General features: G+C 53.3%; 23 protein-coding genes. 10 read left to right on the top strand and 13 right to left on the bottom strand.

All coding sequences use genetic code 11. The features are described from left to right. Positions 1 to 12 precede the first annotated feature (12 nt). The 3 genes from RQP18_RS03100 (at position 13) to tatC (RQP18_RS03090) (ending at position 3438) form a co-directional block, all read left to right on the top strand. Complete coding sequence (locus RQP18_RS03100; RefSeq protein WP_342388697.1) at positions 13 to 792, top strand: gluconate 2-dehydrogenase subunit 3 family protein; 780 nt, start codon at positions 13 to 15, stop codon at positions 790 to 792. 19 nt (positions 793 to 811) lie between these two features. Further along, the gene (locus tag RQP18_RS03095) at positions 812 to 2527 is read left to right on the top strand and encodes a GMC family oxidoreductase (RefSeq protein ID WP_342388696.1); all 1716 of its coding nucleotides are present in this window, start codon (positions 812 to 814) and stop codon (positions 2525 to 2527) included. 92 nt (positions 2528 to 2619) lie between these two features. Beyond that, positions 2620 to 3438 (top strand): twin-arginine translocase subunit TatC, encoded by an 819-nt coding sequence (gene tatC, locus RQP18_RS03090; protein WP_342388695.1) that lies wholly within the window; start codon positions 2620 to 2622, stop codon positions 3436 to 3438. A gap of 55 nt (positions 3439 to 3493) precedes the next feature. Here the strand turns inward: tatC (RQP18_RS03090) and galU are convergent, their stop codons facing one another. The 4 genes from galU to RQP18_RS03070 all read right to left on the bottom strand — a co-directional run bounded on the left by galU (position 3494) and on the right by RQP18_RS03070 (position 8000). After that, positions 3494 to 4393, bottom strand: coding sequence for a UTP--glucose-1-phosphate uridylyltransferase GalU (gene galU / locus RQP18_RS03085; RefSeq protein WP_342388694.1), 900 nt, complete (start codon positions 4391 to 4393; stop codon positions 3494 to 3496). A 177-nt stretch (positions 4394 to 4570) separates the two neighbouring features. Further along, a complete protein-coding gene (tatC, locus tag RQP18_RS03080; protein ID WP_342388693.1) occupies positions 4571 to 5479 on the bottom strand; it encodes a twin-arginine translocase subunit TatC in 909 nt (302 codons plus the stop codon). Between the two features lie 9 nt (positions 5480 to 5488). Next, on the bottom strand, positions 5489 to 7219 hold the full coding sequence (locus RQP18_RS03075; protein ID WP_342388692.1) for a GMC family oxidoreductase: 1731 nt from the start codon (positions 7217 to 7219) through the stop codon (positions 5489 to 5491). Next, a complete protein-coding gene (locus RQP18_RS03070) occupies positions 7200 to 8000 on the bottom strand; it encodes a gluconate 2-dehydrogenase subunit 3 family protein (RefSeq protein ID WP_342388691.1) in 801 nt (266 codons plus the stop codon). Before RQP18_RS03070 ends, RQP18_RS03075 begins: the two co-directional genes overlap by 20 nt. A gap of 81 nt (positions 8001 to 8081) precedes the next feature. Here RQP18_RS03070 and RQP18_RS03065 point away from each other — a divergent pair, with 81 nt between their 5' ends. Further along, complete coding sequence (locus tag RQP18_RS03065; RefSeq protein WP_342388690.1) at positions 8082 to 8486, top strand: hypothetical protein; 405 nt, start codon at positions 8082 to 8084, stop codon at positions 8484 to 8486. 29 nt (positions 8487 to 8515) lie between these two features. On the opposite strand, the gene RQP18_RS03060 is transcribed toward RQP18_RS03065, so the two are convergent. Beyond that, positions 8516 to 9313 carry a M23 family metallopeptidase gene (locus RQP18_RS03060; protein ID WP_342388689.1) on the bottom strand — a complete coding sequence of 266 codons (798 nt, stop codon included), beginning with the start codon at positions 9311 to 9313 and terminating at the stop codon, positions 8516 to 8518. A 124-nt stretch (positions 9314 to 9437) separates the two neighbouring features. Here RQP18_RS03060 and RQP18_RS03055 point away from each other — a divergent pair, with 124 nt between their 5' ends. Genes RQP18_RS03055 through RQP18_RS03045 form a run of 3 tightly spaced genes read left to right on the top strand, consistent with a single transcriptional unit; the run spans position 9438 to position 12513 of the window. Further along, a complete protein-coding gene (locus tag RQP18_RS03055) occupies positions 9438 to 10067 on the top strand; it encodes a TetR/AcrR family transcriptional regulator (RefSeq protein WP_342388688.1) in 630 nt (209 codons plus the stop codon). Then, a complete protein-coding gene (locus tag RQP18_RS03050; protein ID WP_342388687.1) occupies positions 10064 to 10954 on the top strand; it encodes an ABC transporter ATP-binding protein in 891 nt (296 codons plus the stop codon). The genes RQP18_RS03055 and RQP18_RS03050 overlap by 4 nt, the downstream gene beginning before the upstream one ends. Further along, complete coding sequence (locus RQP18_RS03045) at positions 10951 to 12513, top strand: ABC transporter permease (protein WP_342388686.1); 1563 nt, start codon at positions 10951 to 10953, stop codon at positions 12511 to 12513. The genes RQP18_RS03050 and RQP18_RS03045 overlap by 4 nt, the downstream gene beginning before the upstream one ends. Positions 12514 to 12737: 224 nt before the next feature. Here RQP18_RS03045 and RQP18_RS03040 read toward each other — a convergent pair whose 3' ends face one another. Together RQP18_RS03040 and RQP18_RS03035 are read right to left on the bottom strand one after the other, a co-directional pair. Further along, the gene (locus RQP18_RS03040) at positions 12738 to 13472 is read right to left on the bottom strand and encodes an MBL fold metallo-hydrolase (RefSeq protein ID WP_342388685.1); all 735 of its coding nucleotides are present in this window, start codon (positions 13470 to 13472) and stop codon (positions 12738 to 12740) included. Positions 13473 to 13598: 126 nt separating this feature from the next. Then, positions 13599 to 14696, bottom strand: coding sequence for an AI-2E family transporter (locus RQP18_RS03035; protein ID WP_342388684.1), 1098 nt, complete (start codon positions 14694 to 14696; stop codon positions 13599 to 13601). A 156-nt stretch (positions 14697 to 14852) separates the two neighbouring features. On the opposite strand from RQP18_RS03035, the gene RQP18_RS03030 reads away from it, so the two are divergent. The 3 genes from RQP18_RS03030 (at position 14853) to RQP18_RS03020 (ending at position 17783) form a co-directional block, all read left to right on the top strand. Next, positions 14853 to 16412: an alanine/glycine:cation symporter family protein gene (locus tag RQP18_RS03030; protein WP_342388683.1), complete on the top strand. Its 1560-nt coding sequence runs from the start codon at positions 14853 to 14855 to the stop codon at positions 16410 to 16412. A gap of 66 nt (positions 16413 to 16478) precedes the next feature. Next, positions 16479 to 17204, top strand: a complete 726-nt coding sequence (locus RQP18_RS03025) for an alpha/beta hydrolase (RefSeq protein WP_342388682.1) — start codon at positions 16479 to 16481, stop codon at positions 17202 to 17204. Between the two features lie 66 nt (positions 17205 to 17270). Then, entirely contained in the window at positions 17271 to 17783 is a 513-nt protein-coding gene (locus tag RQP18_RS03020) for a YjcG family protein (RefSeq protein WP_342388681.1), read from the top strand. 473 nt (positions 17784 to 18256) lie between these two features. On the opposite strand, the gene fabI is transcribed toward RQP18_RS03020, so the two are convergent. The 6 genes from fabI to RQP18_RS02990 form a co-directional block, all read right to left on the bottom strand. Continuing rightward, entirely contained in the window at positions 18257 to 19024 is a 768-nt protein-coding gene (fabI, locus tag RQP18_RS03015; protein WP_342388680.1) for an enoyl-ACP reductase FabI, read from the bottom strand. Positions 19025 to 19208: 184 nt separating this feature from the next. Beyond that, a complete protein-coding gene (locus RQP18_RS03010) occupies positions 19209 to 21068 on the bottom strand; it encodes a cation:proton antiporter (RefSeq protein ID WP_342388679.1) in 1860 nt (619 codons plus the stop codon). Between the two features lie 10 nt (positions 21069 to 21078). Then, positions 21079 to 22452, bottom strand: coding sequence for a magnesium transporter (gene mgtE / locus RQP18_RS03005; protein WP_342388678.1), 1374 nt, complete (start codon positions 22450 to 22452; stop codon positions 21079 to 21081). Positions 22453 to 22526: 74 nt separating this feature from the next. Continuing rightward, entirely contained in the window at positions 22527 to 23321 is a 795-nt protein-coding gene (locus tag RQP18_RS03000; protein WP_342388677.1) for an NAD kinase, read from the bottom strand. A gap of 36 nt (positions 23322 to 23357) precedes the next feature. Continuing rightward, positions 23358 to 23981 carry a GTP pyrophosphokinase gene (locus tag RQP18_RS02995; RefSeq protein WP_031547810.1) on the bottom strand — a complete coding sequence of 208 codons (624 nt, stop codon included), beginning with the start codon at positions 23979 to 23981 and terminating at the stop codon, positions 23358 to 23360. Between the two features lie 27 nt (positions 23982 to 24008). Then, a complete protein-coding gene (locus tag RQP18_RS02990) occupies positions 24009 to 24353 on the bottom strand; it encodes a hypothetical protein (RefSeq protein WP_342388676.1) in 345 nt (114 codons plus the stop codon). Positions 24354 to 24425 lie beyond the last annotated feature (72 nt).

The raw sequence follows: 24425 nt of genomic DNA, 5'->3' as shown, positions 1-24425 counted from the left end.
AGAGGTGAGGATATGTCTAACGAGGAAACAGAAAAGTCTTTTTCAAGACGAAATTTCTTAAAGATGTCGGGTGTGGCCACAGGAACGCTTATAACGGGTACATACCTTGGATCGCTGCTCGGTGATGAAGCGCCTCCGGCAACTGATGAACCCGAAACCGGAAGTCAGGGAGATTCAGAGGGATCCGATTCCGGCAGCCAGCAGCAGAACTTCACACGTGCATATAAGTTCTTCCAGAATCCGGAGGAATTCCAAATAATCGAAGCAGCGACGGAGCGGATCTTCCCTGAAGATGATAATGGACCGGGCGCCCAGGCGCTTGGAGTCGCATGGTTCATCGACCATGAGCTTTCAGGCGGATATGGTGCGAATGCACGGGAGTACATGAAGGGTCCCTTCAAGGAAGGCACAGACTTCCAGGGTCCACAGTATGCGACGCTCAGAAGGGATATTTTCCGGGACGGGATGCGTCTCATGAATGAAGAGGCGTTATCCGCTCATGATGTGCCCTTCTATGAACTCGAAGGCGGACAGCAGGACGAGATCCTTACCCGCATGCAGGAGAACGAGCTGGAGTTGCCGGGGCTCGAAGCCGGGGATTTCTTCGAGGAGCTGCGCCTTGTCACGCTTTCAGGCGCCTATGCTGATCCACTGTATGGGGGCAACATTGAAATGAAGGGCTGGGAGATGAAAAAGTTCCCGGGTGCATATATGAGTTACAGAGAGGAAATCGAACAGGAAGGATTTGTGGAGAAGGAAATGCAGTCGAATTCTACACACATTTCCCATTAATCACTAGGAGGCGAATGAAATGGCTGAAACACTCGATAAAAAGGAAGTTGTCGTTGTCGGCATGGGCTGGGCAGGAAGCATCGTCGCTGCCGAGCTTGCTAAATCCGGCAAGCAGGTACTCGGTCTCGAACGGGGTCGCGAGAAGACGACGGAGGACTATCTGACTGCGCACGATGAATATCGCTATGTCGTCGGGCACGAAATGATGCAGGACCTTTCCAAGGAGACCATCACTTACCGCAATGCGCTTGATGAGGAGGCTTTGCCGATGCGCCGCTTCGGTGCATTCCTGATCGGGACGGATGTTGGTGGTGGTGGTGTCCACTGGAACGGTGATACATGGTTCTATAACCCATACGACTTTGAACTGAAATCACGGACAGAGGAGAAATATGGTCCGGACAAAGTTTCCGACGATTACCTGATACAGGACTGGGGCATTACATATGACGAGCTCCTGCCGTATTATGAAAAATTTGAAGAGACGGCCGGCATCAGCGGGGAGCAGAACCCGATGGGTCCGGAACGCAGAAAACCGTATCCGACACCACCGATGAAGATGACGCCGCTCCTTTCGGATTTCAAGGCGGCCTGTGAAGCGGCGGGTGCCACTCCGTTCAGGACACCTGCCGGCAACATGTCGGAACAATATACGAATCCGGATGGCATGACACTCGCCGCGTGCCAGTACTGCGGATTCTGTGAAAAATTCGGCTGTGAATGGGGGGCGAAATCCTCTCCGATCGTCACAACGATTCCGGTCGCCAAGCAGCATGACAACTTCGAACTGCGCACGAACGCAAATGTCCTTGAAATACTGAAGGAGGACGGGGAAGTGACCGGTGTGCACTACATCGATCCGCGGACCCAACTCGAATACATCCAGCCGGCGGATGTCGTCGTGGTCACAAGCCATACGACGAACAATACGAAACTGCTGCTCCACTCCGAACTGGGTACGGCGTATGACCCTGAAACAGGCGACGGGGCAGTCGGAAAGAACTACTGTCTCCATATCACGCCATCCGTCACCGCCTTCTTCGACAAGGAATACAACATGTCCATGGGTGCCGGCGCCCTCGGGGTGACCATCGATGACTACAACAATGACAACTTCGACCACTCGGATGTCGACTTCATCCACGGCGGATCGATATCCATGAAACAGCAGGGCAAGCGCCCAATCCTTGAGAATGCAGTACCCCAGGGTACGAAGAATTGGGGGGCCGAGTTCAAGAATGAGTCCATCAATGCATATAATCGCTCTGCAGGGGCATGGGCACAGATGATCACACTCCCTTATGTAAACAACTACCTGTCCCTCGATCCGACATACACGGATGATTATGGCCGCCCACTTCTCCGGGTCACCTATGACGTCACCGACCATGACAGGAATGTACACGAGTACATTGCGGACCGCATCGAGGAGATACTGGATGAAATGAACCCGGTATCCAAGAACCGCAGCGAGCTCGGCGAGCACTTTGATATACTGCCCGCCCATAACGACCATATTGTCGGCGGTACAATCATGGGGGCTGACCCGGAAACGAGCGTCGTCAACAACTACCTCCAGATGTGGGATGCAGACAATGTGTTCGTCATCGGCGGATCGAACTTCCCGCACAACGGCGGCTACAATCCGACAGGTACGGTCGGTGCCCTGGCATACCGTGCAGCTGAAGGCATCGAGCAGTACCTCGATGACAACGGCCCGCTTGTCGACGCTTAACTTTATTCAGCGGAAAGATGAATTATTCAGGCATATGCATTTTTCTGAAAGTGTATGCCTGCTGCATTTATAATGGATGACAGGTGAGCGCTATGAGCAATAATGAAAACACAAGGAAAGAGGCACTCAAGGAAGCGGCACAGGGTGGCATGACAAAAGCGGAAAAGCGCCGGAAGGTGACCGTCGAAACGCCCGATGCGACACTGATCGAGCACATCAGTGATCTGAGAAGCATGCTGATCAAGTCGGCTGTGGTGTTCGTCTTCTTCTTCATGCTGATCTTCCTGACGATCCAGTACTGGTTCCCCTATCTGACGAAGGGGCACGACTTGATCGTCAGGGGCCCGTTCGAAGTCATCCGGTTCTACATCCGGACGTCGGGAGCCCTCGGCATCGGGCTCAGCCTGCCCTTCATCTGCTACTTCGTCTGGCAGTTCATGCGGCCCGGTCTTGTGGAAAAGGAGACCCAGTTTCTGAAGTCCTATTTTCCGATCATGTTCCTGCTTTTCCTCGCGGGACTTTCCTTCGGATACTTTGTGGTCCATCCGATCAGCTACTTCTTCCTGATCCAGATGGGCGAGGAAAATTTCGATGTCCTCGTCACGGCGGATGAGTACATGTCATTCCTGCTGATGACGACGATGCCGTTCGGCCTGATCTTCCAGCTGCCGATCGTCGTCCTTTTCCTGCACCACATTGAGCTGCTCGACTCGGTACTGATGAAGCAGGTCCGCAAATATGTGTATTTCGGCCTGCTCGTCATTACTGCACTGATTGTTCCACCGGACTTCTTCACCCATCTTATTACAGTCGCGCCGATGATTGTCCTATATGAAATCAGCATCTACCTCGTCAAGCTGAGGGAGAGGCGCGCGTTGAAAAAAGCACGGAAAATGGAAGCGGCAAAATAAAGAAGCGGCATGACTTTGCATCCTGTATGGATCAAGGCCATGCCGCTTTTTATTTTTACTGTTGTCTGCTTGCGCTTTCGTTCTTCTTCAATGTTTCCGCCATGAACTCCAAAAGTTCATCCCTCATGTCGGATTTCAACGCGTATTCAATCGTCGTCTTGACGAAGCCGGTCTTGTCCCCTACGTCATAACGGCGTCCTTCGAAATCGACGGCATGCACATCGCCGCCCGCTTCGCCGACTGCCCGGATCGCATCCGTCAGCTGGATCTCTCCGCCGGCGCCGACCTCCCCTTTTTCCAGGTGGTCGAATATTTCAGGTGTCAGGACATAGCGGCCCATGATGGCCAGTGTGGAGTCCGTCACACCCGGTGCCGGCTTCTCGAACATGTCGGACAGATGGTACAGGTTGCCCTTCTGCCGGTCGAATTCCACGATCCCATAACGGGAAGTCTCGGATTTCGGCACCTGCTTCACCCCGATGATCGGACTTTGGCACGCGTTATACTGCTCGATCAGCTGGCCGATTGCAGGTGTGCCGCCTTCATTGTCTACAATGTCATCCCCGAGCAGGACTGCGAAGGGTTCGTCGCCGATGAACTGCCTGGCTGTATGTATGGCATGGCCGAGCCCTTTGGGGGATTTCTGCCTGACATAGAAGATGTTCGCCAGTCCAGTCGCATGCTCGACTTTTTCCAGCAGTTCGAACTTCTCCTTATTTTTCAGATTCATCTCAAGCTCGATCTGATGGTCGAAGTGATCCTCGATCGCCCGCTTATGCTTGCCGGTGACGATGATGATATCCTCGATGCCCGCTTCCACCGCCTCTTCGACGATATACTGGATCGTCGGCTTGTCCAGAATCGGCAGCATCTCCTTCGGCATCGCTTTCGTTGCCGGCAGGAACCGCGTTCCGAGCCCCGCAGCCGGAATGACCGCTTTTCTTACTTTCTGCATCTCTCCATCTCCTTTTCCATTCCTTCTCGTTTCCTATACTATAACAAATACTGACTGATTATATGGGATTTGCGTGTGATTTGTTTTTGAGAGAGGGGAGCCGGACTGCCCCACTCCCAAAACAAAGGCCCCCAAACAAAAAAAGGAGGGCCCATGGCCCCCCTGGTCCGAGTCAGATTAAGCTGCCTCCGCTTCGGCTTTCTCTTTCTGTGCGGTGCGCCTCTCTTTTCGTCTGACGAGGATGATGCTGATTTCATACAATCCGATCATCGGCAGGAGTGTAATGAGATGCGTGAAGAAATCGGGTGGTGCAATGATTGCGGTGATGACAAGCAGCCCGAAGTAGGCGAACTTTCTGGATTTCTTCATGAGATCGGAATCGAGCAATTCTATATGATTAAGGAATAAAACGACAATCGGCAGCTGGAAGATCAGCCCGAACGGAATCGTTGTGATCAGCAGGAATGACATGTACTCATCGGCTGTGACGAGCACGTCGAAGTTGACCTGCCCCATCTGGATCAGAAAGAAGTAGCTGATCGGATGGACGACGAAATAGCCGAATGAGAGGCCGACCAGGAACAGCCCGAGCATTACAGGCAGCGACCCTTTCAGGAACTGGGTCTCCTTGTCGACCAGCCCGGGCCGGACGAACTGCCAGAGGAACCAGCAGATGAACGGCAGGCTGAGTCCGAGACTCATGGCTGCCGACGTCCGGATGTAGAACCGGATGACTTCGAAGGGTCCGAGGACGATGATGTCTGCACCCTTGGAGACGACCGGGAACCACCAGCTGACAGTCATGAATATGATGAAGAACCACAGGACGAAGACGACTGCCGACTTGATCAGCAGGCTCCGCAGATCCTCGATATGATCCATAAGTGGTGCATATGGGTCTTCGGTACTCACTTTTTTCCTTTTCTTCGGTTCTTCCGGCTCCTGCGGGTTGCGGGGGCCGTTGCCACCATCTCCTCCGCCGGAACCGCCGGAGCCACCTGAGACTTTCTTCTCTTCATCTTTTTTATTCTTATCGGCTTTCCTCTTGTGTACCGGACTGACGCTCAGGTTTTGGTATGGATCCATTTATATCACCTATTCTTCTTCGAGACGTCCGCCTTCCTCAGCGAATCTGATTACGCCTTCTGCACAGCGGTAGGCGAGCGCACCGACTGTTGCAGTTGGGTTGTACCCACTATTATGGACGAAACTGCCGGCGCCGACAACAAATAGATTGTCACGGTCCCAGTGCTGCAGCCAATTGTTGGTCACGCTCGTTTCCGGATCGTCCCCCATCACCGTGCCACCGGTGTTGTGTGTGGACTGGTATGGCACGATGCTGTAATCGGAGATCTCCGCATCGACGACGACTTCATTAGCACCCATCTCCTCGACCACTTCGGCCGCTTTTTCTGCAAGGTACTTCTGGGCGGACACGTCCTGGTCGGTGAAGTTGTACGTCAGCTGGACGAGCGGTATACCATACGCATCAGTATATTCATCATCAAGGTCGATGTAGTTGTCCTTATGCGGAAGGGATGCCCCCTGTCCCTGGACACGCAGTGTACGCGTATAGTTTTCGATGGATTCCTTCTTGAATTCGCTGCCCCATGATGGCGTATCCGGTCTGATCGTATTCGTCGCAATCGGACGGTTGCCGGTCTGGGTGATCGCCATGTTGCCGCCATGGAGAAAATCGAGATCGGAGTGGTCGAAGTTGTCTCCATTATAGTTGTCGAATGCCATGCCAAGGGCACCTGCCCCCATGAACGTATTGAACTGTTCGTCGAAGTAGCCTGTCGCGCCCCCGAAGATCTGGTAGCAGTAGTTGCGGCCGAGCGTACCCTCTTCGGTTTCAGGATCATACTGCTGGCCGATGTCTGAAACCCTGAGCAGTTTGTAGTTGTTGAATACATAGCTGTTCAGCACTACGACATCCGCCGGCTGGATGAATTCCTCCCCGGTACGCGTGTCGACATACCTTACGCCGGTGACCTGGCTGTCATCATCTTCATCCGTCAGTATTTCAACGACGTTGGAGTGTGTGCGCACTTCAAAGTTGCCGGTCTCCCTTGCAGCCGGGATGACTGTGACTTCCGGAGAGGATTTTGCCCCATACTCACAGCCGAAACGTTCACAGAATCCGCAGTACTGGCATGCAGCGATGGTCTGTCCATCCGGGTTCTCGAACTGTTCACTCAAGTTCGCCGAAGGCATCATGATCGGGTCATAGCCCAGGTTGGAGGATGCCTCCTCAAACATTTCCAGAATGCGTGTCTTCATCATTGGTGGCGTCGGGTATGGATTGGAGCGTGGGCCACTCAGAGGGTTTTCTTCGCCGGAAATGCCGGCTGTCTTTTCAAACTGGTCGAAATAAGGCTCAAGCTCGTCGTATGTAATACCCCAGTCTTGAACCCTGTATCCGTCGTCGTCGCGCAACTTTTCACTGCCATACCGCTCCTCCGTCATTGAACGGATTTCGAAGTCATATGGCAGGAAGCGCCATGTCTGGCCGTTCCAGTGTGTCCCGGCGCCGCCCAGGTTTTCCCCGAGGAGGAAGGATCCGAGCTGCCGCATCGGCAATGCACGCTGGTCACGGCTGTTTCTGAATGTCAGTGTCTCCTTCGATACATCCTGCATCAGTTCATATCTTATTGCATACTTGTACTCATCATGAATATGCTGATAGTCCTCGGTGCCGCGTTCCCTTCCTCTTTCGAGGCCGACTACCTGAAGACCCGCCTTCGCCGCTTCTGCTGCCACGATGCCGCCTGTCCAGCCGACACCGACGGTAACTACATCCACCCTATCCATTTCCGTTGCCATTATGATCCCCTCCAAATAGTGGTTGTGGGTCGATCTCGACCATGCTGTCACTCTGTATCCTGTCGATATACTGGTACTGGTGGCCCGGGAAGTTCTTCATCTTCCAGCCTTCCATGCCCCGGTTGCCCCGATAGAGCGGATCGGCATAGACCCCTTCGATCGTTGCCGAACGCAGGAGCCCGAAGAAGTCTTCCGGCTTCGCCGTGTCCTCGGGTACACCGAGATCGGCTTCCCCCTCCTGGAACCTTGTCAGTATCTCATCCTGATCCTCCCCGTCGAGGTTGCTGAAGTCATCATCGAACTGCTCGTTGGCCTCGGCGTTCAGACGCTCGATGCCCAACCTGAACAGTTCTGCCCGTCTCAGGCGGGCCTGGTACCCCTGCGTCGTTTCCCCTGCATAGAAGGGTCCCTGCATATACTCCCTCGTGTTATTGCCGTATTGTCCTGCCAGCTGCATATCCAGGAAATAGGGTGCGCCGAGTGTGATGGCCCCGGGTCCCATGTCATCTTCCGGAAAAATACGCTCCATGGCCTGGGAAATCGTTTCGAATTCTGCGTCGTTATGAAAGAAGACTCTGCCCGGGTCCTGCTGTCCCTGCGCAATATCTCCACCGCTCTCCTGGTCATTCTGCGCCGTGTCTCCACCAGAGTCCCCGTTCATGTTGAATCCTACGAAACCACCAAGCAGCGAGCCGCCTATGATGCCGCCTGTCGCGACCCCCGTGGTCTTGAGGAAATCACGTCTCGAAAACTGCTTTTCATCTGGTCCTTTTTCCGCCATAATCAACACCCCTTTGATAAATAGATGATTTCATTATATAATATTATTAGAATATTGCAAACACTGATGGGAGTGAAAGTAATGGCTTTTTTCAAATATCTTACATGGGACAACTCGCATATGGATCTGCGCTATACAAAAGATGAGTACGGCGGCGATGTCCACATCACCAAAGTGTACCGGGACGCCCGGAATGTGGACCTCGAACGTGTCAACCAGAAGTATTCGGAGCAGCTTCGGGACACCCAGCGTGCCATATACGGAAACCGCCTCGGCATGCTGCTTGCGTTCATTGCACTCGTCATCATGCCGGCCCTCGTCATCAGCGTCATCCAGAACAACATCCTGCTTATCGCTGCCATCACCGTCTACACGATCATCGCCTATTTCATCGTCGAAGCGATCAACCAGGTGGAAATCAACCGCCTGCTCTACAGGCTCGACCGGGAAATAAAATCCTCGCCCCGCATAGAGCGGCGGACATGACATGAAAAGAAGGGCTGAAGTCAATGACTTCAGCCCTTCTTTTTCTTGCCCCGTGATGTATCGAGTCCACCTGCCTTCCCCCACAGCCGGCCCAGGGCGTTCGCCCGGCGGAAAGTGACCCCCGTCTGCTTTTCCCCGACTGCGATGCATTTTTGTTTCCCGCCTACGGTGATGCGAATCCACCACAGTCCTTCATTGACATAGAGCCTGTCGAAGCGGACCTTCGTCCCGGGGATGATGATGCCCCTGGACGGTGCCTGCTTCGACGGATGGTCACGGATCCGTATGCGGCTGTCTGCAGTGAAGTGCCCCTGCCACAGCCAGGTATCCGGACCACCTTCTTCCGAGACGTTTATTTTCAGCGGATTGATGCCGGTGCACACAAAGGCGCGCTCCCCTGCAATGTAGCCGTAGTTCTGGAACTGGATGTGCAGATGGCTCGCCATCGGGACGTTGTCATAGTTCGTGTTGGACTGGAGCCCCACAGTGTCGCCCTGCCGGATGGTCTGGCCGATTTTGACTTTGAGGTTCCGGGCGAGATGTCCGTAGATCACCTGGATGCCGAGCGCTTTATTCGCAACGACCACCGTGCCCCCGAAGTTGCCATGGCGGTTCGTGCCCTGGACCACCTCCCCGCCGCATACCGCCGGCACCGGTGCCAGATGGGCCTTGGCGAGGTCGTATGCCCGGTGATAGCCTCCGCAGTACGTGTCATAGTTGTAGCCGTCCAACGTGTAGTCCCGCTTCCCCCATATGCCGCTTCTGTACCGGGTCGGATCCGATGTGATCCTGAACCCCTGCCCCACAAGATAATCGATTGGATTCATGAATGTCCTCCTTTTTCTATGCTGATCCATATATCGAAAACATATGTGTAAAAAGTTATTGACCACTCCGGTCAATGGGAATACAATGGAGTTGACCAGATTGGTCAATATAAAGGAGGTGCCCATGAAAGAGCCATTCAAAAGGCTGGATGACGCCCAGCAGTATCACATTCTGACCACTGCCATGGCCGAGTTTTCGAAGCATGGCTACAAGCAGGCATCGACCAATCGCATCGTGAAGGCTGCAGGCATCAGCAAGGGGATGCTCTACTACTATTTCGACAGCAAGCATTCCCTCTACCTGAGTGCCGCGCAATATGCCTACGATCATTTCACCGTCCATCTCCTCGACCAGGTCCGGCTCCAGGAGGAGGGCTTCATCGAAAGGCTGGCCAGGCTGTCGCGGGTCAAGCACAAATATTTCATGCAGCATCCGGAAGTGTCGCAGTTCGTGACCCACATGTTCTACGCGACTGAAATGCTTGAGGACTACCAGCAGGCGCTGCAGGCACTCCGGGAATCGAACCTCGATGCAATGTATGAGAAGGTCGACATGGGGCTGTTCCGGCCGGATATCGACCGGGAGACGATGATGAAGATGATCCGCTGGACTTTCGACGGCTATATCAGGGAGATGGAGCAGCACTTCGAGGCGGAGGGCATCGACTTCGAACAGATCGATGCCTACTTCGACCGGTTCGAAGGCTATCTCGGGACAATGCGCAAGCTCTACTATAAGGAGGCAGTACAATGACAGTACTTGAACTGAAAGGTCTGACGAAACGGTTTGGCAAGACGGTCGCCGCAGATGATGTATCATTCGAGCTCAGGGAGGGTGAAATCTTCGGCTTCATCGGTCCGAACGGCGCCGGGAAATCGACGACGCTGCGCATGATCATCGGCGCGCTTACTCCGGATGCCGGGGAAATACTGATGGATGGGACGCCGATAAATAAAAATCGGCACTACAAGCAGAACATCGCCTATGTCCCTGGGGACATCAACCTGTGGGGGAACCTCACGGGAGAAGAGGTCATCCGCTTCTTCATGAAGGTGAGGGGCTATAGGGATACGGAGCGGAAGGACCGGCTGGTCGAGCGCTTCCGCCTCGACACAGCGAAGAAATGCAAGGCCTACTCCAAGGGGAACCGCCAGAAGGTGGCACTGATATGCGCCTTCCTCTCCGATGCCCGGCTGCTCATCTTCGATGAGCCGACTTCGGGCCTCGATCCGCTGATGGAACGCACTTTCCATGAAGAAGTGACGGCGGCGAAGCATGAAGGCAGGACCATCCTCCTCTCAAGCCATATTCTGTCCGAGGTCGAAAAATTGGCGGACCGCATCGCCATCATCCGCGAAGGGCGGATCATCGAAACCGGGCGCCTTGAAACACTGCGCCATATTACACGGACCGAATATGTCGTCCAGGCGGAAGGGGACCTCGGTGCACTCAAGTCGCTGCCCTATGTCCATGACTATGAGGTGACGGATACGGGGATTCATATGCGCGTCGACAACGATGCGGTCGGCGATTTCCTGCAGGCCCTCGCCCCCCATCAGCCGAGCCATCTCGAGTCGCTGCCGCCGAGGCTCGAGGACATATTCATGCGCTACTACGAAGATCGGCGTGAACAGTCATGAGACACTTCCTGAAGCTGACACTCGATGACACCTGGTTCCGCATACTTCTGTGGATCATCGGCATCAGTGTCCTTACACTCATCGTCCCCTATGCATTCCTTGGCCTGTATGACGATTCCGCAGAACGCGAGGTGCTCCGCGAGACGCTGGATAATCCGGCGCTGATTGCGATGATCGGCCCCGTGCCGGAAGGTGCCTATACGATCGCCGTCATGTTCAGTCATGAGATGCTCGTATTCATGGGCGTCATCCATGGACTGTTCGGTGTCATGATCGCCAATTCGGTCAGCCGCAAGATGGAGGACCAGGGGCTGATCGAATACGTCAACAGCGCAGGTATTACGCGCCAGTCCATCTTCATGACCCAGCTCCTTGTCGGTGTCGGCATGAATGCAGTCCTCGGCCTTGTGATATTCGCCGGATTGTTCCTGACGCCGGACGACTCGTTCACATTCATCGGCAGTGCGCTGTACGCCATCAGCACCAGCCTCTTCGGCATGATGTTCTATGCACTAGCGCTCGTATTCGCACAGCTGCTCCCGGCATCGGAGTGGACGTTCGGGGTGTCGCTTTCCATCCTGCTTCTCCTGTACCTCTATCGTGCCATCACCGATGTGGCAAGCCCGGATTTCTCCGTCGTCTCGCCATACAACTGGCTGACACGGCTCGAGCCGTTTGCTGGCAACGAAGTGGTCTGGCTGCTGCCATCCCTCATCACCGTCCTCCTCTTCGGCCTGGCGTGGGTTTTATTTTCCAGAAGGGACCTCGACGATGCCTATCTGAACATCGCCATGAATAAAAAGCCGCGCTCCATCGGTTCCTATCCGCGACTGATGATGGGCAGCATGAAGATACTCGTTGCAAGCTGGCTCATCGGCATGGTGCTGATCGGTGCCTCGTACGGATCGATATTCGGCGACCTCGATGCCTTCATCAATGAAAATGCATTCCTCGCAGAGAGCATGGCCGCTGCCGGCGAAGATCCCGTCACACAGTTCATCAGCGTGCTCGTGCTCATCACCTCCATCATCGGCATCATTCCGGCACTGATGATCTCCGGACGCATACTGCGGGAGGAGAAGCACGGCCGGCTCGAATGGCTGGAGAGTACCGGCATCAGACGCCGGACGATGCTGCTCTCCCACGGCATCTATGCGGTGGTCGTCGGGTTTGCCGGTGTCGTAGTGGCCATGCTCGGCATGTTTGGCGCCAGCATGGGCGTCGAGGGCATCGACATGACGCTCGGCGACTATATGATTGTCGCCATCAACTACGGCGGGGCCATCGTCCTGTTCGTCGGCCTGTCGATGCTGCTGACCGGCATCTCCGCCCGCCTCCATTTCGTCGTCTGGTTCTATCTGCTGTATGCCTTCTTCGTCAACTATCTCGGCATCATCATCGGGCTGGATGACGCATGGCGGATGGCGACGCCATTCCATTACCTGGCCGAAGTACCGAAGGAATCGATCGACTGGGCAGCCTGGAGCATCGTCGTCGCCATCGGCATCGTGCTGATGGGTGTGGGCGTGCTGCTGTTCAGAAGAAGGGATGTCGGCTGATCGGTGGAAGGAGTGTTGAGCTGAGGATTATCTTGCAGTCGGGATGACTGCCACTGCGAATTGGAGGCTTAACTTGCAGTCGAAACACCCCCCACTGCGAATTGGAGGCTTAACTTGCAGTCGAAACACCCCCCACTGCGAATTAATCGGGAGCAGCTCCAAAAACATCACCACACAACAAAAAAAGGTCTGGACACCAAGCTGTGTCCAGACCTTTTTCGCTTCTAGATTTCAATTGTCATTCCTGCTTCTGCCAATCTTATGCTGCCAGTCGGATGCTGTTTGGCGCTGTCCAGCAAGACTTCCTGTTCTCCATGATGCGGGAGGTTGGAGAGAATCGTCAGCTGGGCATCTGCTTTGGATGCAAGCCGGCCGGCTTCTTCGGCGTTCATATGTCCTTCCACTTTCCCATCAAATCCTTCGTACAACTTGCTGTCGACGATGAGCAGGTCTGCGCCGAAGGCGAAGCGGACGAGGCTGCCGCGGTAGCATGTATCCGATGTATGAACGAATACGGCGCCGTTGTTGTCCGTAACCCTTATGGCATAGGTTTCGACAGTATGCTCATTGCGATGGAATTCCAGTTTGAACGGCCCGATGGTATAGACCTTCTGTGCCCGTACGGGCAGAAAAGTGCTGTATTTCGCCCGCCGGATCTCCTTGGCGGTCGCTCCGCTTTCCGGTCCGTAGATTTTGAGATTCCTGTCTACACGCCTCAGCTGCCGGGCCACCTTCCGCGCCAGCATGAAGGCCTCGACGTCCCCAGCGTGATCATGATGATAGTGGGATAGGATGATATAGTCCAAGTCATGTATGTTGATATATTTTTGTATATGGCCCGCGATGCCGCTTCCTGCATCTATCAGTATCCTGACCCCGTCCTTTTCCACAAGATAGCCGGATGTCGGCTCTGTCCCGTTCGGAAAGCTGTTCCACATTCCAACAATGGTGACTTTCATGACATCATCCCCTATAGGCTTCTACTATCCCTTTTACCCATTTTCCCGACACTGCAAGCGGTGCCGTCCTTCTATTTTCAATGATTCCATTAAAAAAGGCGGGGGTTCCCCCCGCCCGTCCCGCTGCTACTCGAGACCAGTGTCGTTTGTCCTGGCAAGCATCGTCTTTCTGAGATTGGTGCGATAGCGCCAGATATTCTGGATGATCGTCTTGACGACCGCGTATGTCGGAATGGCGATCAGCATGCCGATGAATCCGGCGATGTTCCCTGCAGCGAGGACGACGGTGATGACTGTCAGCGGGTGCAGCTTGAGCGTCTGCCCCATGACGTTCGGTGTGATCAGGTTGCTTTCGATCTGCTGGGCGACCAGCGTGATGCCTGATACCCATAGGAGCAGGATCGGATCCTGGATGACAGCAAGGAGCCCTGCCGGCAGGAAGGCGACCCATGGACCGATGAATGGAATCAGGTTCATGAAGAGCGCGAATATCGCAAGCAGCAGTGCATAATCCAGACCGATGAGTGCATAGCCGATATAGAGGAAGATGCAGAGTATGAAACTCACCAGCATCTGTCCCTGTATGAATGCACGCAGCGTGTGGTCGATGTCGTACATCATTTCCGTCATGAACTGCTTCAGTGTCCCTCTGAACGGGGAAACCATGGACGGAATGAACTTCTCGTGATCCTTCAGCATGAAGAAGAAGAAGAATGGCACAAGAATGAGTGTGATCAGCACACTCACCGTACTCGTCAGGATGGTAAATGCATTGCTCGCCAGGTTGGAGAGCATCTGTGACCCCTGGTCCAGTGCATCCTGGACATACTGCTGGGGATCGACCGGAAGGCGGTCCCTATAGGACAGGATGACGTTGAAGAGATCCTGGATGTCGTTCTGGATCGCCGGTGCCCGGGCAATCAGGTTCTGGACCTGCTGGGTGACCATCGGCACGAGTATCATGGAGAGACCTGTCAGCACAAGCAGTATTATGACGAAGACCGCCAGAATGCTCGTGAGCCTGCCTACTCCCCTCCTCTCCAGCAAGCGCTGTATGGGCTCGGTGATGTAGTAGAGCAGACCGCCCAACAGCAAAGGCACGAATATTGTCGTTACGACCGTCAATGCCGGTTCGAAGACGACCTGGACCCGGATGACGAGCATGATGATCAAAAGCGTTATGATGATTGCTATACCGGTTTGGAACCAGACTTTATTTGTCATACTCAATTGCTCCTTCATTCACATTTTTGAAAGGTGTATACAGTGTATCATAAAAATACATAATCAAATAAAATTTATATGGACAAATGCATAAAGTAACAGTAATATAAATATTGTCAGAATCTTCAAGACAAAGGGGAAAAGGGGAAAATAACTATGCAGACAATCGTAGATTTTCTGAATGGTCTGGTATGGAGTTCACCACTCGTTTACGGTCTTCTGGCTGTCGGGCTCTACTTCAGCCTGAGGATGCGCTTCTTCCAGATCAGACACTTCAAAGAAATGATCAGACTGATGTTCCAAGGGGAAAAATCACCAGTCGGCATTTCCAGTTTCCAGGCACTTGCGGTATCACTATCCGGACGTGTCGGTACAGGTAACATCGTCGGTGTGGCAACAGCCATATTCATCGGTGGACCCGGTGCAATCTTCTGGATGTGGCTCATCGCATTCCTGGGCGCAGGCAGTGCATTCGTCGAATCCACACTGGCCCAGATCTATAAGCAGAATGAAGACAACCAATATCGTGGCGGCCCGGCCTACTACATAGAAAAAGGACTCGGCGGCAAGCTCGGCAAGATCTATGCCGCAATATTCGCACTGGTGACCATCCTTGCGACAGGGTTCCTGCTTCCGGGCATACAATCCAACTCAATCGCGGGCTCAATGACGAATTCATTCCCGCTGCCGCACTGGGTCATCGGTGCTGCACTCGTCATACTCGTCGGCCTCGTCATCTTCGGCGGCATCAAGTCGATTGCACGCGTGGCCTCTGCCGTCGTACCATTCATGGCATTGATCTATGTCTTCGTCGCCATCATCGTCGTCATCATGAACATCCAGGATGTTCCGGCACTGTTCGGACTCATCTTCAGAAGTGCCTTCGGCATGGAGCAGCAGTTCGGCGGCATCGTCGGTGCGATGATCGCAATCGGCGTACAGCGCGGCATCTACTCCAATGAAGCCGGACAGGGTACAGGACCACACGCAGCAGGTGCTGCCGAAGTCTCCCACCCTGCAAAACAGGGACTCGTCCAGGCATTCTCAGTATATGTCGATACACTTTTCGTATGTACGGCAACTGCACTCATGATCCTCATGACGGGCATGTACAACGTCTCCGACGGGGAAGATGGACTCATCGTCGACAGCGGCGTCCATCAGGTATCACCGGACGGTGAAGAGAACTATGGCGGTACAGTCGCCTATACGCAGGCCGGCCTCGACCGGGCGTTCAGCGGCCAGGAGACATTCGATGTTGATTTCGTAGGATTCGGTTCCTACTTCATCTCATTTGCACTGCTGTTCTTCTGCTACACCACCATCCTTGCATACTATTACATCGCAGAGACGAACCTCGTCTACCTGACGCACGGCCGCTGGCCGATCACCAAGATCCTGCTCGGAGTGCTGCTGATTGCTTCCGTATTCTACGGTACGATCAACTCGGCAGGCCTTGCATGGGACATGGGTGACCTCGGTGTCGGACTGATGGCATGGCTCAACGTCATCGCCATACTGATACTGCAGAAGCCGGCGATTGCAGCCCTCAAGGATTTCGAGCGTCAGAAGAAGGAGAAAGGCTCCGGAAAGTTCGCCATCTATTCACCCGATCCATCAGATGTGAAGGAAGCAGACTTCTGGCATTACGACTATCCGAAACGCCTCGAAGACGAAAAAGAGTACAATATGGACCTTAAGAACATCGATCGATGATTTGTAGATGATATATGTTTCGAATATACCCCCTTATTGGTAAAATGACCATGAGGGGGTATTATTATGGACATGACACCAGGAAAGATACACAGTATTGATTTCAAATCGGAGACATTGGAAGAAACTTATGAAATCCAATACTATCTGCCAAAAAATTATTCAGACCTTTATAAACACCGGGTGGTGATCACATTCGATTCGCAGGACTTCTTCAGATATGGCCAGATCGAACGTGCCTATGAAAAACTGAGGAAGGCCGAAGAGATCGACCGCGCCATCATTGTCGGGGTGCCCTACCCGAGCGTCGACTGGCGCTATGACTACTTCGACCCGAACGGAGAACATCACGAAGACTTTGTGACCTTCGTCGCAAGGGAGCTCATCAGCTGGATCGATGAAAATTTCCCGACACTGAAAGTCGGCACCTCCCGCACATTGATGGGCGATTCGATGGCGGGCAGCTTTGCATTTTCGGTTGCGGCCAAATATCCGGCGACATTCTCGAATGCGCTCGCCCTGAGCCCATTTGTCGATGATGGATTCATCGAGCGCTTCAAATCCCAGATGTCACTCATGCATCTCGATCTGTATCATACGATCGGCCTCGAGGAGGATGATTTCGAAACGATTTCCGGTGAACAGGCCGACTTCCTGACACCGAACCGCGAACTCAACGAATACCTCTCCACACAGATGCTGGAGTACACATACCGGGAGCTTGAGGGCGGCCACATATGGAAGACTTGGAAGCCTGAGCTCGAACCGGCGCTGAGGCACTTCCTTAGTTAGAATATTGTGGTATTTTGAGAAAACTTTGATATAATGAATTATATAATCAAGTAGGGAGGAATTACGATGAATTTTGGGGTAGCGATGTTTCCATCCAAAGAACTACAAGACAAAGTGAATCAATATAGAAAAAGATATGATGCACACTACGCACTTATTCCCCCACACATCACGATCAAGGACCGCTTCGAAGCGGATGAATCGGAAAAAGAGGAAATTGCGAAGTATCTGAAGGAAGTCGCAAAGCAACACAAGCCGACTGAAATCGAGATCAAGAAGGTTTCCAGTTTTTCACCGAATTCCCTTGTCATCTATTTCAAGGTAGAAAAGAATGAAGAACTCCAATCCCTGCACGACTCATTAAACAACGGCGACTTCTATGGAGAGAATAAACACCCATTCGTCCCGCACCTGACAATCGCCCAGGGCCAGACGACACAGGAGTACGAAGATATCTTCGGACATCTGAGCATGATCGGCATCCAGCATAAGGAAACGCTCGATAAGATCAGCCTCCTCTACCAGCTGGAAAACGGCGTATGGCAAGTCTACGAAACATACAGGCTTGGCGAAGGATAGACGAATGAAAAGACTGAGAATGTGAACCTGCTTCCCTGTTTGGGTGGCAGGCTTTTTTGTGTTGTCCGAGGGGTGTGGACGCTGGGGCCCCTCCATTTTGTCTGCGCCTGTGAAGTGGCGGTTTAACTTGCAGTCGGAATGTCTGCGACTGTGAATTGGAGGCCCAACTTGCAGTCGGAATGACTGCGACCGGGAATTGGAGGCCTAACTTGCAGTCGGAATGACTGCGACTGGGAATTGAAGGTCCAACTCGCAGTCGAAACGTCTCCCACTGGGAATTGGAGGCCCAACTCGCAGTCGGAACACCTCCCACTGTGAATTGAAGGTCCAACTTGCAGTCAAAACGTCCCCCACTGGGAATTGAAGGCCTAACTTGCAATCGGGACATTTTCCACTGAGAGTTGGACCTCTGATATTCCCTTATCCTAAAAAAGACAGCACCCCCGGAGGGATGCTGTCCTATCCATATAATCTTATGCCATGATGTGGTAGCCGGAGTCTACGTGAAGCACTTCGCCGGTGATGCCGCTTGCGAGGTTACTGAGAAGGAAGGCCACTGTGTTGCCGACTTCAAGCTGGTCGACATTACGCTTGAGTGGTGCACGTTCTTCGATTTCCTTGAGGATTGACTTGAAGTCCCCGACTGCTGAAGAGCTCAGTGTACGGATTGGGCCGGCTGATACCGCATTGACGCGGATTCCGGATTCGCCAAGGTCGAGGGCCAGGTAGCGTACGCTGGACTCGAGTGCCGCTTTGGCAACGCCCATGACATTGTAGTTCGGCATTGCGCGTTCGCCGCCAAGGTAGGTCATCGTGACGATGCTGCCGCCTTCGTTCATGACGGTCTTGGCGTGCTTGGAAACGACGGCGAGCGAGTATGCGCTGATGTCGAGGGCATTTTTGAAGCCTTCTCTTGTCGTCTCACTGTAGCCGCCCTGCAGTTCGTCTTTGCCTGCATAGGCAATGGCGTGAAGGACACCATCGATGCCGCCTGTCTTCTCGCCGATTTCCTTGAATGACGCTTCGACCTGTTCATCGTTCGTCACGTCACATTCGACGATGATGTCGTGGTCCCCTTCGAGATCTCCGAGAATTTTATCCAATTCACGTCTGAAACGTTCATTTAGAATTGTAAATACAAGCTTTGCACCCATCTGATCGAGTGCACGCGCTGCGCCCCATGCGATACTGCGCTTGTTGGCAACACCCATGATGACAAAAGTTTTACCTTCGAGATTCATAAGTCATAAACTCCCTTTTTGTTAATTGTGCGTAACGGTGTACACTACCAATTATCGTTTGTTATTAGTACCTACTACTAATCTACATTTTTTCAGGACGAAATGCAACAAAAAAGATGGCTCGGGCATAATTGCCTTCCATCAGAAAAGCGTGCACCCGACCATCGGGTACACGCCATTTTCATCAATAGAGTTCGAGCTCACGCTTGAGCTCCTCCACATATTCCCTTGTTCCCGTCATGAAGATGCGGTCATCCACATGCAGAGGTGTATCGCCATGCGGCACGAGGGATTCCTGGCCGCGCAATATCCTCAGGAAGATGATGTCTCCGGTGAACGGGAAGTTCCGGAGCAGCATTTCATCATAACGGTAGTTGTTCATCTGGATTTCGTAGATGGATGTCTCCTCATCCGAGAGGAGCTGCATCATGTTCGGCGATTCGATCAGGCCGCGCAGCAGCGTTTTAGAGCTGAGCATCGTCGAGAACAGTTCATAGCCGCGTTCCTTGACGGCACGTTCCTGCGTCGGATCGTCGACGCGGTAGATGATGCGCTCGACACCCCGCTTCTCAGCCATCTTGGCCACCCGCCAGTTGATGTCGGAATCATTGGCGCCGAGCACGACGATATCGGCATCGAATGCATCGATTTCATCGAGCGCTTCCTCCGAATATTCCGGGATTTCATGGAAGCTCAGATTCTCAGTACTCTTCTCCCTGGAATCCGAATAGTTCTTATGGAAGACGAGCTTCACATGATACAGGCCGCCGGCGATGCTGTGGGACACGGGCACCGTCAGCTGGTTGTTGCCGAAGACCGTCACGTTTATGACGCGGTCTTCATTTTCACCTTCCGGATAGAGCTGCCTGAAGACGACCGGTGTGATGATGCATGCGATGACGGCACTCAGTATGAACATGCCGCTTTCTGCATTCGTGATCATTCCGATCTGCTCGGCGATGACGGCTGCCGCGATGATGAGCGACAGTGTCGACGTCAGCAGGAACCCTGCCGCAGTGACACGCTTGACATCAAAATATCTGAGCAGCACCATCACCGGAATCAGCTTGCTGAGCAGGAAGGCGAGCAGCAGCACCGGAATCAGGATGAATACCCGGCTGTCCGAGAACAGCGACGGCAGGTCGAGGTCCACGCCCACCATGATGAAGAAGATGGGAATGAAGAACCCGTAGCCGAAGGAGTCGAGCTTGTGCACGATGTCCTGATCCGGCTTGAGCAGGCTGACTATGCACCCGGCGATGAAGGCTCCGAGAATGTTCTCGGCCCCCACCCCTTCAGCAAGTGCCACCAGCATGATGATCAGGGCGAATACGCCCCGGATACCAATCTGCATCGTGCCGTTGTTCAGCTGCTTGATGAAATGCGACTGGTTCATGACCCGTCCCAGCAGATAGAACAGGATCGCAAAGCCGACGAGGATCGTCATCAGCCATATCGGCTGGCTGGCATCCGCGTACAGCTGGGAATAGAATGCCAGCATGATCATCGTGGCGAGATCCGCAATGACGGCGACGAGCAGGATGACCTGGCCCATCTGTGTCGTAATCAGGTTTGCCTCCTTCAATGTCGGTACGACGACACCGAGGGAGATTGTCGAGATGATGATCACAAGCAGGAAGATGTCATCAAATACTCCGAATCCCCGCATCAGCAGTGCAAACAGGAAGCTGAGTGCCAGGATACCGATGAAAATGCCGCTGGTCAATACGAGCGTATTCGGCAGCGGCCGCTTGAGCACCTTAGATTTCTTCTGGGTGGATGACTTCTGGGTGAAGGCATCGAAGTCGATCTCCAGCCCACTGAGAAACATCAGAAATATAAAACCCAGCGTGGAGAGGATGTTCAGCCATGGGTCACTTGCATCGACGATATTGAGAAACGATTTTCCGATGATGACCCCAACGATGATCTCCGCAACCACGACCGGGAGGAAACTTACTTTGAGGCGACTGATCAGTATTGGCGTAAGCAGTGCTGCCAGGACGACAATCGCCAATGATACTACAGATGGTCCATGTTCCATAGGTTACTCCTTATAACAGATACGACATGAATGCGTTCGCGAGCGAAAAATAAACGAGCAGGCTGATGATGTCATTTGCTGTCGTTATGAATGGCCCGCTGGCGACTGCCGGGTCGATGTTCAGCCGGCTCATCAGGAGCGGCACGAGTGTACCGAGCAGTGTGGCCAGCGTCATCGCAATCAGCAGACTGACTCCGACGATGATACCAAGAATTGACGAGTCATACAAGAGTGTAATGATGCCGAATATGATCAGGCCGCATACAAGCCCGGTGATGAGGCCCGAGCCCATCTCACGGAGGGCCAGTTTTATTTTGCTTGTGTCCTTTATTTCCCCGGTCGCAATACCGCGGACCGCTACGGCCAGCGACTGTGTGCCGCTGTTGCCGGCCATGCCGCCTATGATCGGGATGAATGCACCGAGCACGGCGACCTGGGCCAGCGTGTCCTCGAATGTGGTCAGCATCGCAGCCGTGACCATGCCCATGAATGTCAGGCCGATGAGCCAGGGCAGCCGCTTCTTCGCTGTGGAAAATGAAGAGTCGGAGGCCGGCTCGATTTCACTCATACCGGCAAGTCTGGAGTAGTCCTCGTGGGCCTCTTCATCCATGACGTCCATGATGTCATCGGCCGTGATGATGCCGACCAGGTGGTCCTGGTAGTCGACGACCGGCATCGCAAGAAAGTCGTAGTCCCGCATGATCCGGGCCACTTCCTCCTGGTCGTCCGATACCCGGGCGGATACGACACGCTCGATCATGATATCGCCGATATAGGCGTCGTCATCCGCAATGATCAGTTCACGGAGGGAAAGGATCCCTGCAAGCTTCCGGTCCGGATCCACGACGAACACATAGTAGATCGTCTCCGAATCAAGCGCCATCTGCTTGAGGTGCCGCATGGCCTCCCGCACGGTCATGAGGGAGGTGACACTGACGAATTCGGTCGTCATGATACCGCCGGCTGTGTCCACTTCATAGTTCATGAGCTTGCGTATTTCCTGTGCATCCGCGCGGTCCATCAGTGCCAGGAATGAAGTGAGCTTCTCCTTCGACACTTCATTCAGTATATCGACGGCGTTATCGTACTGCATTGCGCCGATCATGCTTGCTGCATACCGGGCATCCATCGTCTCGAACAGCTCGTCATACTCTTCTGGATCGAGTTCCAGGCTGTCGAAGAACTCCGCCACCTCCTCCGGACTGAGGAAGTGGTACATGGTCTGACGGTCCGCTTCCTCGATCTCGAGGTAGAATTCACTCTGCTCATAATTGTGCAGTTCGAAGAACGCCTCCCGGAACGGATCCATCTCCCCTTCCCTCAGATGGGCAAGCAATGTTTCATATTCGCGTTCCATTTCTGTCATTTCTACAACATCAGCCATGATGCCACCACCCGTGGGATTATTTTTTCAAAAGGATGCATAAACTAAAAAAGCACCATGACAGTGCTTTCGCCCTAGGATATAAAGGAATCGTGCACTCTCTTCCAGAATGGGAATGGCCTGAAGCGGGCAAACCTTATCTTTTCATCCGCGACCCTGAACTGGATCGATTTGACGCCTTTGTGCACGAGGTTGATATGGTCGATCGTCATCTGGTAGACTTCACTGTTCACCGGCAGCACCTGGCATGTATGGTGCTTCGGCAGGACGAGTGGCGAACCGACGGTACGGAACACCCGGTTGTTGATGGAGGCGATCTCCGTAATCTGTATCGCTTCCAGGGAGGGATGGATCAGTGCCCCGCCGAGCGCCTTGTTGTAGGCGGTCGAGCCGGATGGCGTCGAGACGCACAGGCCATCCCCCCTGAACCGTTCGAAGTGCTGGTTGCGTATGTCGACGTCCATGACGAGTGTCGTTCCGTTGTCGGTCCGGAGTGTCGCTTCGTTGAGCGCAAGATAGCGCGTTTCCGTGCCCTCCGACTCGTAGCGGATGATCGTCTCCAGCAGTGGATATTCGATGACCTGGAATTCGTCGTTCTGTATTGCGATGATGAGCCGCTCCACTTCCTGCGGCAGCCAGTCTGCATAGAAGCCGAGATGCCCTGTATGTACACCGACGAACGCAGTATGATCAAGAAGGTGCTGATAGCGGTGGAAGGCCTGGAGCAGCGTGCCGTCGCCTCCGACCGAAATGACGATGTCGGGTGCCTTCTCATCGGGTGTCATCCCCATGTCCACCATGTAGTTCATCATTTTATCCTTCAATGCATTCGATTTGGTGTCTCCTTTGGAAACGATGAAAAACTTCATATAGCCACACCTTCCTCAAGCTTTGTCTGTATTGGATCAGCGTATGTTCCGCTTTTTCGTATAGTATTTCTGGGCATCCTGGATCTCTTCGCGGATCTCGGACATCTCCTGGTCCAGAAGGTAGGCCGCTTCGGCCGCGTTCTGGAGGCGCTTCTTTATTTCCGGCGGATATTCCCCGCTGTATTTGTAGTTCAGCGTATGTTCGATCGTCGCCCAGAAGTTCATGGCCAGTGTGCGGATCTGGATTTCCGCGAGAATGGTCACCGCCCCGCCGATGCGTTCCACCGGATATTCCACGATGAGGTGGTAGGAACGGTAGCCGCTCTCCTTCGTATTGGCGACATAATCACGCTCTTCAACCACCTTCATGTCCGTCCGGTTGCGGATCTGGGCGCAGATCAGCTCGATGTCATCGACAAACTGGCACATGATCCTGACACCGGCGATGTCATACATGCCCTCCTGCAGGCGGTCATAGGGGATATTGCGTGCACTCGCCTTCTCTATGATGCTCTGTACCGGCTTCACTCTTGCCGTCACGAATTCCACCGGAGAGGACTGGCGCGTGAGCTGATAATCCTGCCGCATCCCCTTCAATTTAATCTTGAGCTCCTCGACAGCCTGCTTGTAAGGTGCAAGAAACTTCTCCCATTGTTCCATCACTTACACTCCAGTCCTAAATTCATTCTATTGTATGAACTCTTCCTTGACTGCACTCTCAAATGCTTCCCCATAATTGTTGTTGTCCTCGATATTTTCAATCAGATAGTCCAGTTCATCCCAGAAATCCGTCAGGATGACATCCGTATTGAGGATGACTTCAGCGCCATGGTGCGCCTTCAGCATGGACCATGTTTCCTTTACAAAGTGAACCCGTCTGAACTCTTCCCCGTCGTCCAGCATGTATATGAACGCCATGTTATCGGAATCGACGATCATGCGTGCTGCTGCCTTCAGTCCCTGTGTATCCTCTTCTGCGTAGCATTTTAATGCCTCATCTTCAAATTTTATCTCCGTTACATATATATCCATTATTTTCACTCCTTGCGCAATTTATTTTACCATAGTATCTTGCATTTGATAACGTTGGAAACTGTTTACTTT

This window comes from Salinicoccus sp. Bachu38, from assembly GCF_038561955.2.
GTDB lineage: Bacteria > Bacillota > Bacilli > Staphylococcales > Salinicoccaceae > Salinicoccus > Salinicoccus bachuensis.
The sequence above is the reverse complement of the archived record's forward strand: the minus strand, read 5'-3'. Positions and strand labels throughout refer to the sequence as shown.

Excerpts from the sequence above, each read along its gene's own strand:
- RQP18_RS03100 (WP_342388697.1), top strand. The coding sequence starts at position 13 with ATGTCTAACGAGGAAACAGAAAAGTCTTTTTCAAGACGAAATTTCTTA.
- RQP18_RS03095 (WP_342388696.1), top strand. The coding sequence starts at position 812 with ATGGCTGAAACACTCGATAAAAAGGAAGTTGTCGTTGTCGGCATGGGC.
- tatC (WP_342388695.1), top strand. The coding sequence starts at position 2,620 with ATGAGCAATAATGAAAACACAAGGAAAGAGGCACTCAAGGAAGCGGCA.
- galU (WP_342388694.1), bottom strand. The coding sequence starts at position 4,393 with ATGCAGAAAGTAAGAAAAGCGGTCATTCCGGCTGCGGGGCTCGGAACG.
- tatC (WP_342388693.1), bottom strand. The coding sequence starts at position 5,479 with ATGGATCCATACCAAAACCTGAGCGTCAGTCCGGTACACAAGAGGAAA.
- RQP18_RS03075 (WP_342388692.1), bottom strand. The coding sequence starts at position 7,219 with ATGGCAACGGAAATGGATAGGGTGGATGTAGTTACCGTCGGTGTCGGC.
- RQP18_RS03070 (WP_342388691.1), bottom strand. The coding sequence starts at position 8,000 with ATGGCGGAAAAAGGACCAGATGAAAAGCAGTTTTCGAGACGTGATTTC.
- RQP18_RS03065 (WP_342388690.1), top strand. The coding sequence starts at position 8,082 with ATGGCTTTTTTCAAATATCTTACATGGGACAACTCGCATATGGATCTG.
- RQP18_RS03060 (WP_342388689.1), bottom strand. The coding sequence starts at position 9,313 with ATGAATCCAATCGATTATCTTGTGGGGCAGGGGTTCAGGATCACATCG.
- RQP18_RS03055 (WP_342388688.1), top strand. The coding sequence starts at position 9,438 with ATGAAAGAGCCATTCAAAAGGCTGGATGACGCCCAGCAGTATCACATT.
- RQP18_RS03050 (WP_342388687.1), top strand. The coding sequence starts at position 10,064 with ATGACAGTACTTGAACTGAAAGGTCTGACGAAACGGTTTGGCAAGACG.
- RQP18_RS03045 (WP_342388686.1), top strand. The coding sequence starts at position 10,951 with ATGAGACACTTCCTGAAGCTGACACTCGATGACACCTGGTTCCGCATA.
- RQP18_RS03040 (WP_342388685.1), bottom strand. The coding sequence starts at position 13,472 with ATGAAAGTCACCATTGTTGGAATGTGGAACAGCTTTCCGAACGGGACA.
- RQP18_RS03035 (WP_342388684.1), bottom strand. The coding sequence starts at position 14,696 with ATGACAAATAAAGTCTGGTTCCAAACCGGTATAGCAATCATCATAACG.
- RQP18_RS03030 (WP_342388683.1), top strand. The coding sequence starts at position 14,853 with ATGCAGACAATCGTAGATTTTCTGAATGGTCTGGTATGGAGTTCACCA.
- RQP18_RS03025 (WP_342388682.1), top strand. The coding sequence starts at position 16,479 with ATGGACATGACACCAGGAAAGATACACAGTATTGATTTCAAATCGGAG.
- RQP18_RS03020 (WP_342388681.1), top strand. The coding sequence starts at position 17,271 with ATGAATTTTGGGGTAGCGATGTTTCCATCCAAAGAACTACAAGACAAA.
- fabI (WP_342388680.1), bottom strand. The coding sequence starts at position 19,024 with ATGAATCTCGAAGGTAAAACTTTTGTCATCATGGGTGTTGCCAACAAG.
- RQP18_RS03010 (WP_342388679.1), bottom strand. The coding sequence starts at position 21,068 with ATGGAACATGGACCATCTGTAGTATCATTGGCGATTGTCGTCCTGGCA.
- mgtE (WP_342388678.1), bottom strand. The coding sequence starts at position 22,452 with ATGGCTGATGTTGTAGAAATGACAGAAATGGAACGCGAATATGAAACA.
- RQP18_RS03000 (WP_342388677.1), bottom strand. The coding sequence starts at position 23,321 with ATGAAGTTTTTCATCGTTTCCAAAGGAGACACCAAATCGAATGCATTG.
- RQP18_RS02995 (WP_031547810.1), bottom strand. The coding sequence starts at position 23,981 with ATGGAACAATGGGAGAAGTTTCTTGCACCTTACAAGCAGGCTGTCGAG.
- RQP18_RS02990 (WP_342388676.1), bottom strand. The coding sequence starts at position 24,353 with ATGGATATATATGTAACGGAGATAAAATTTGAAGATGAGGCATTAAAA.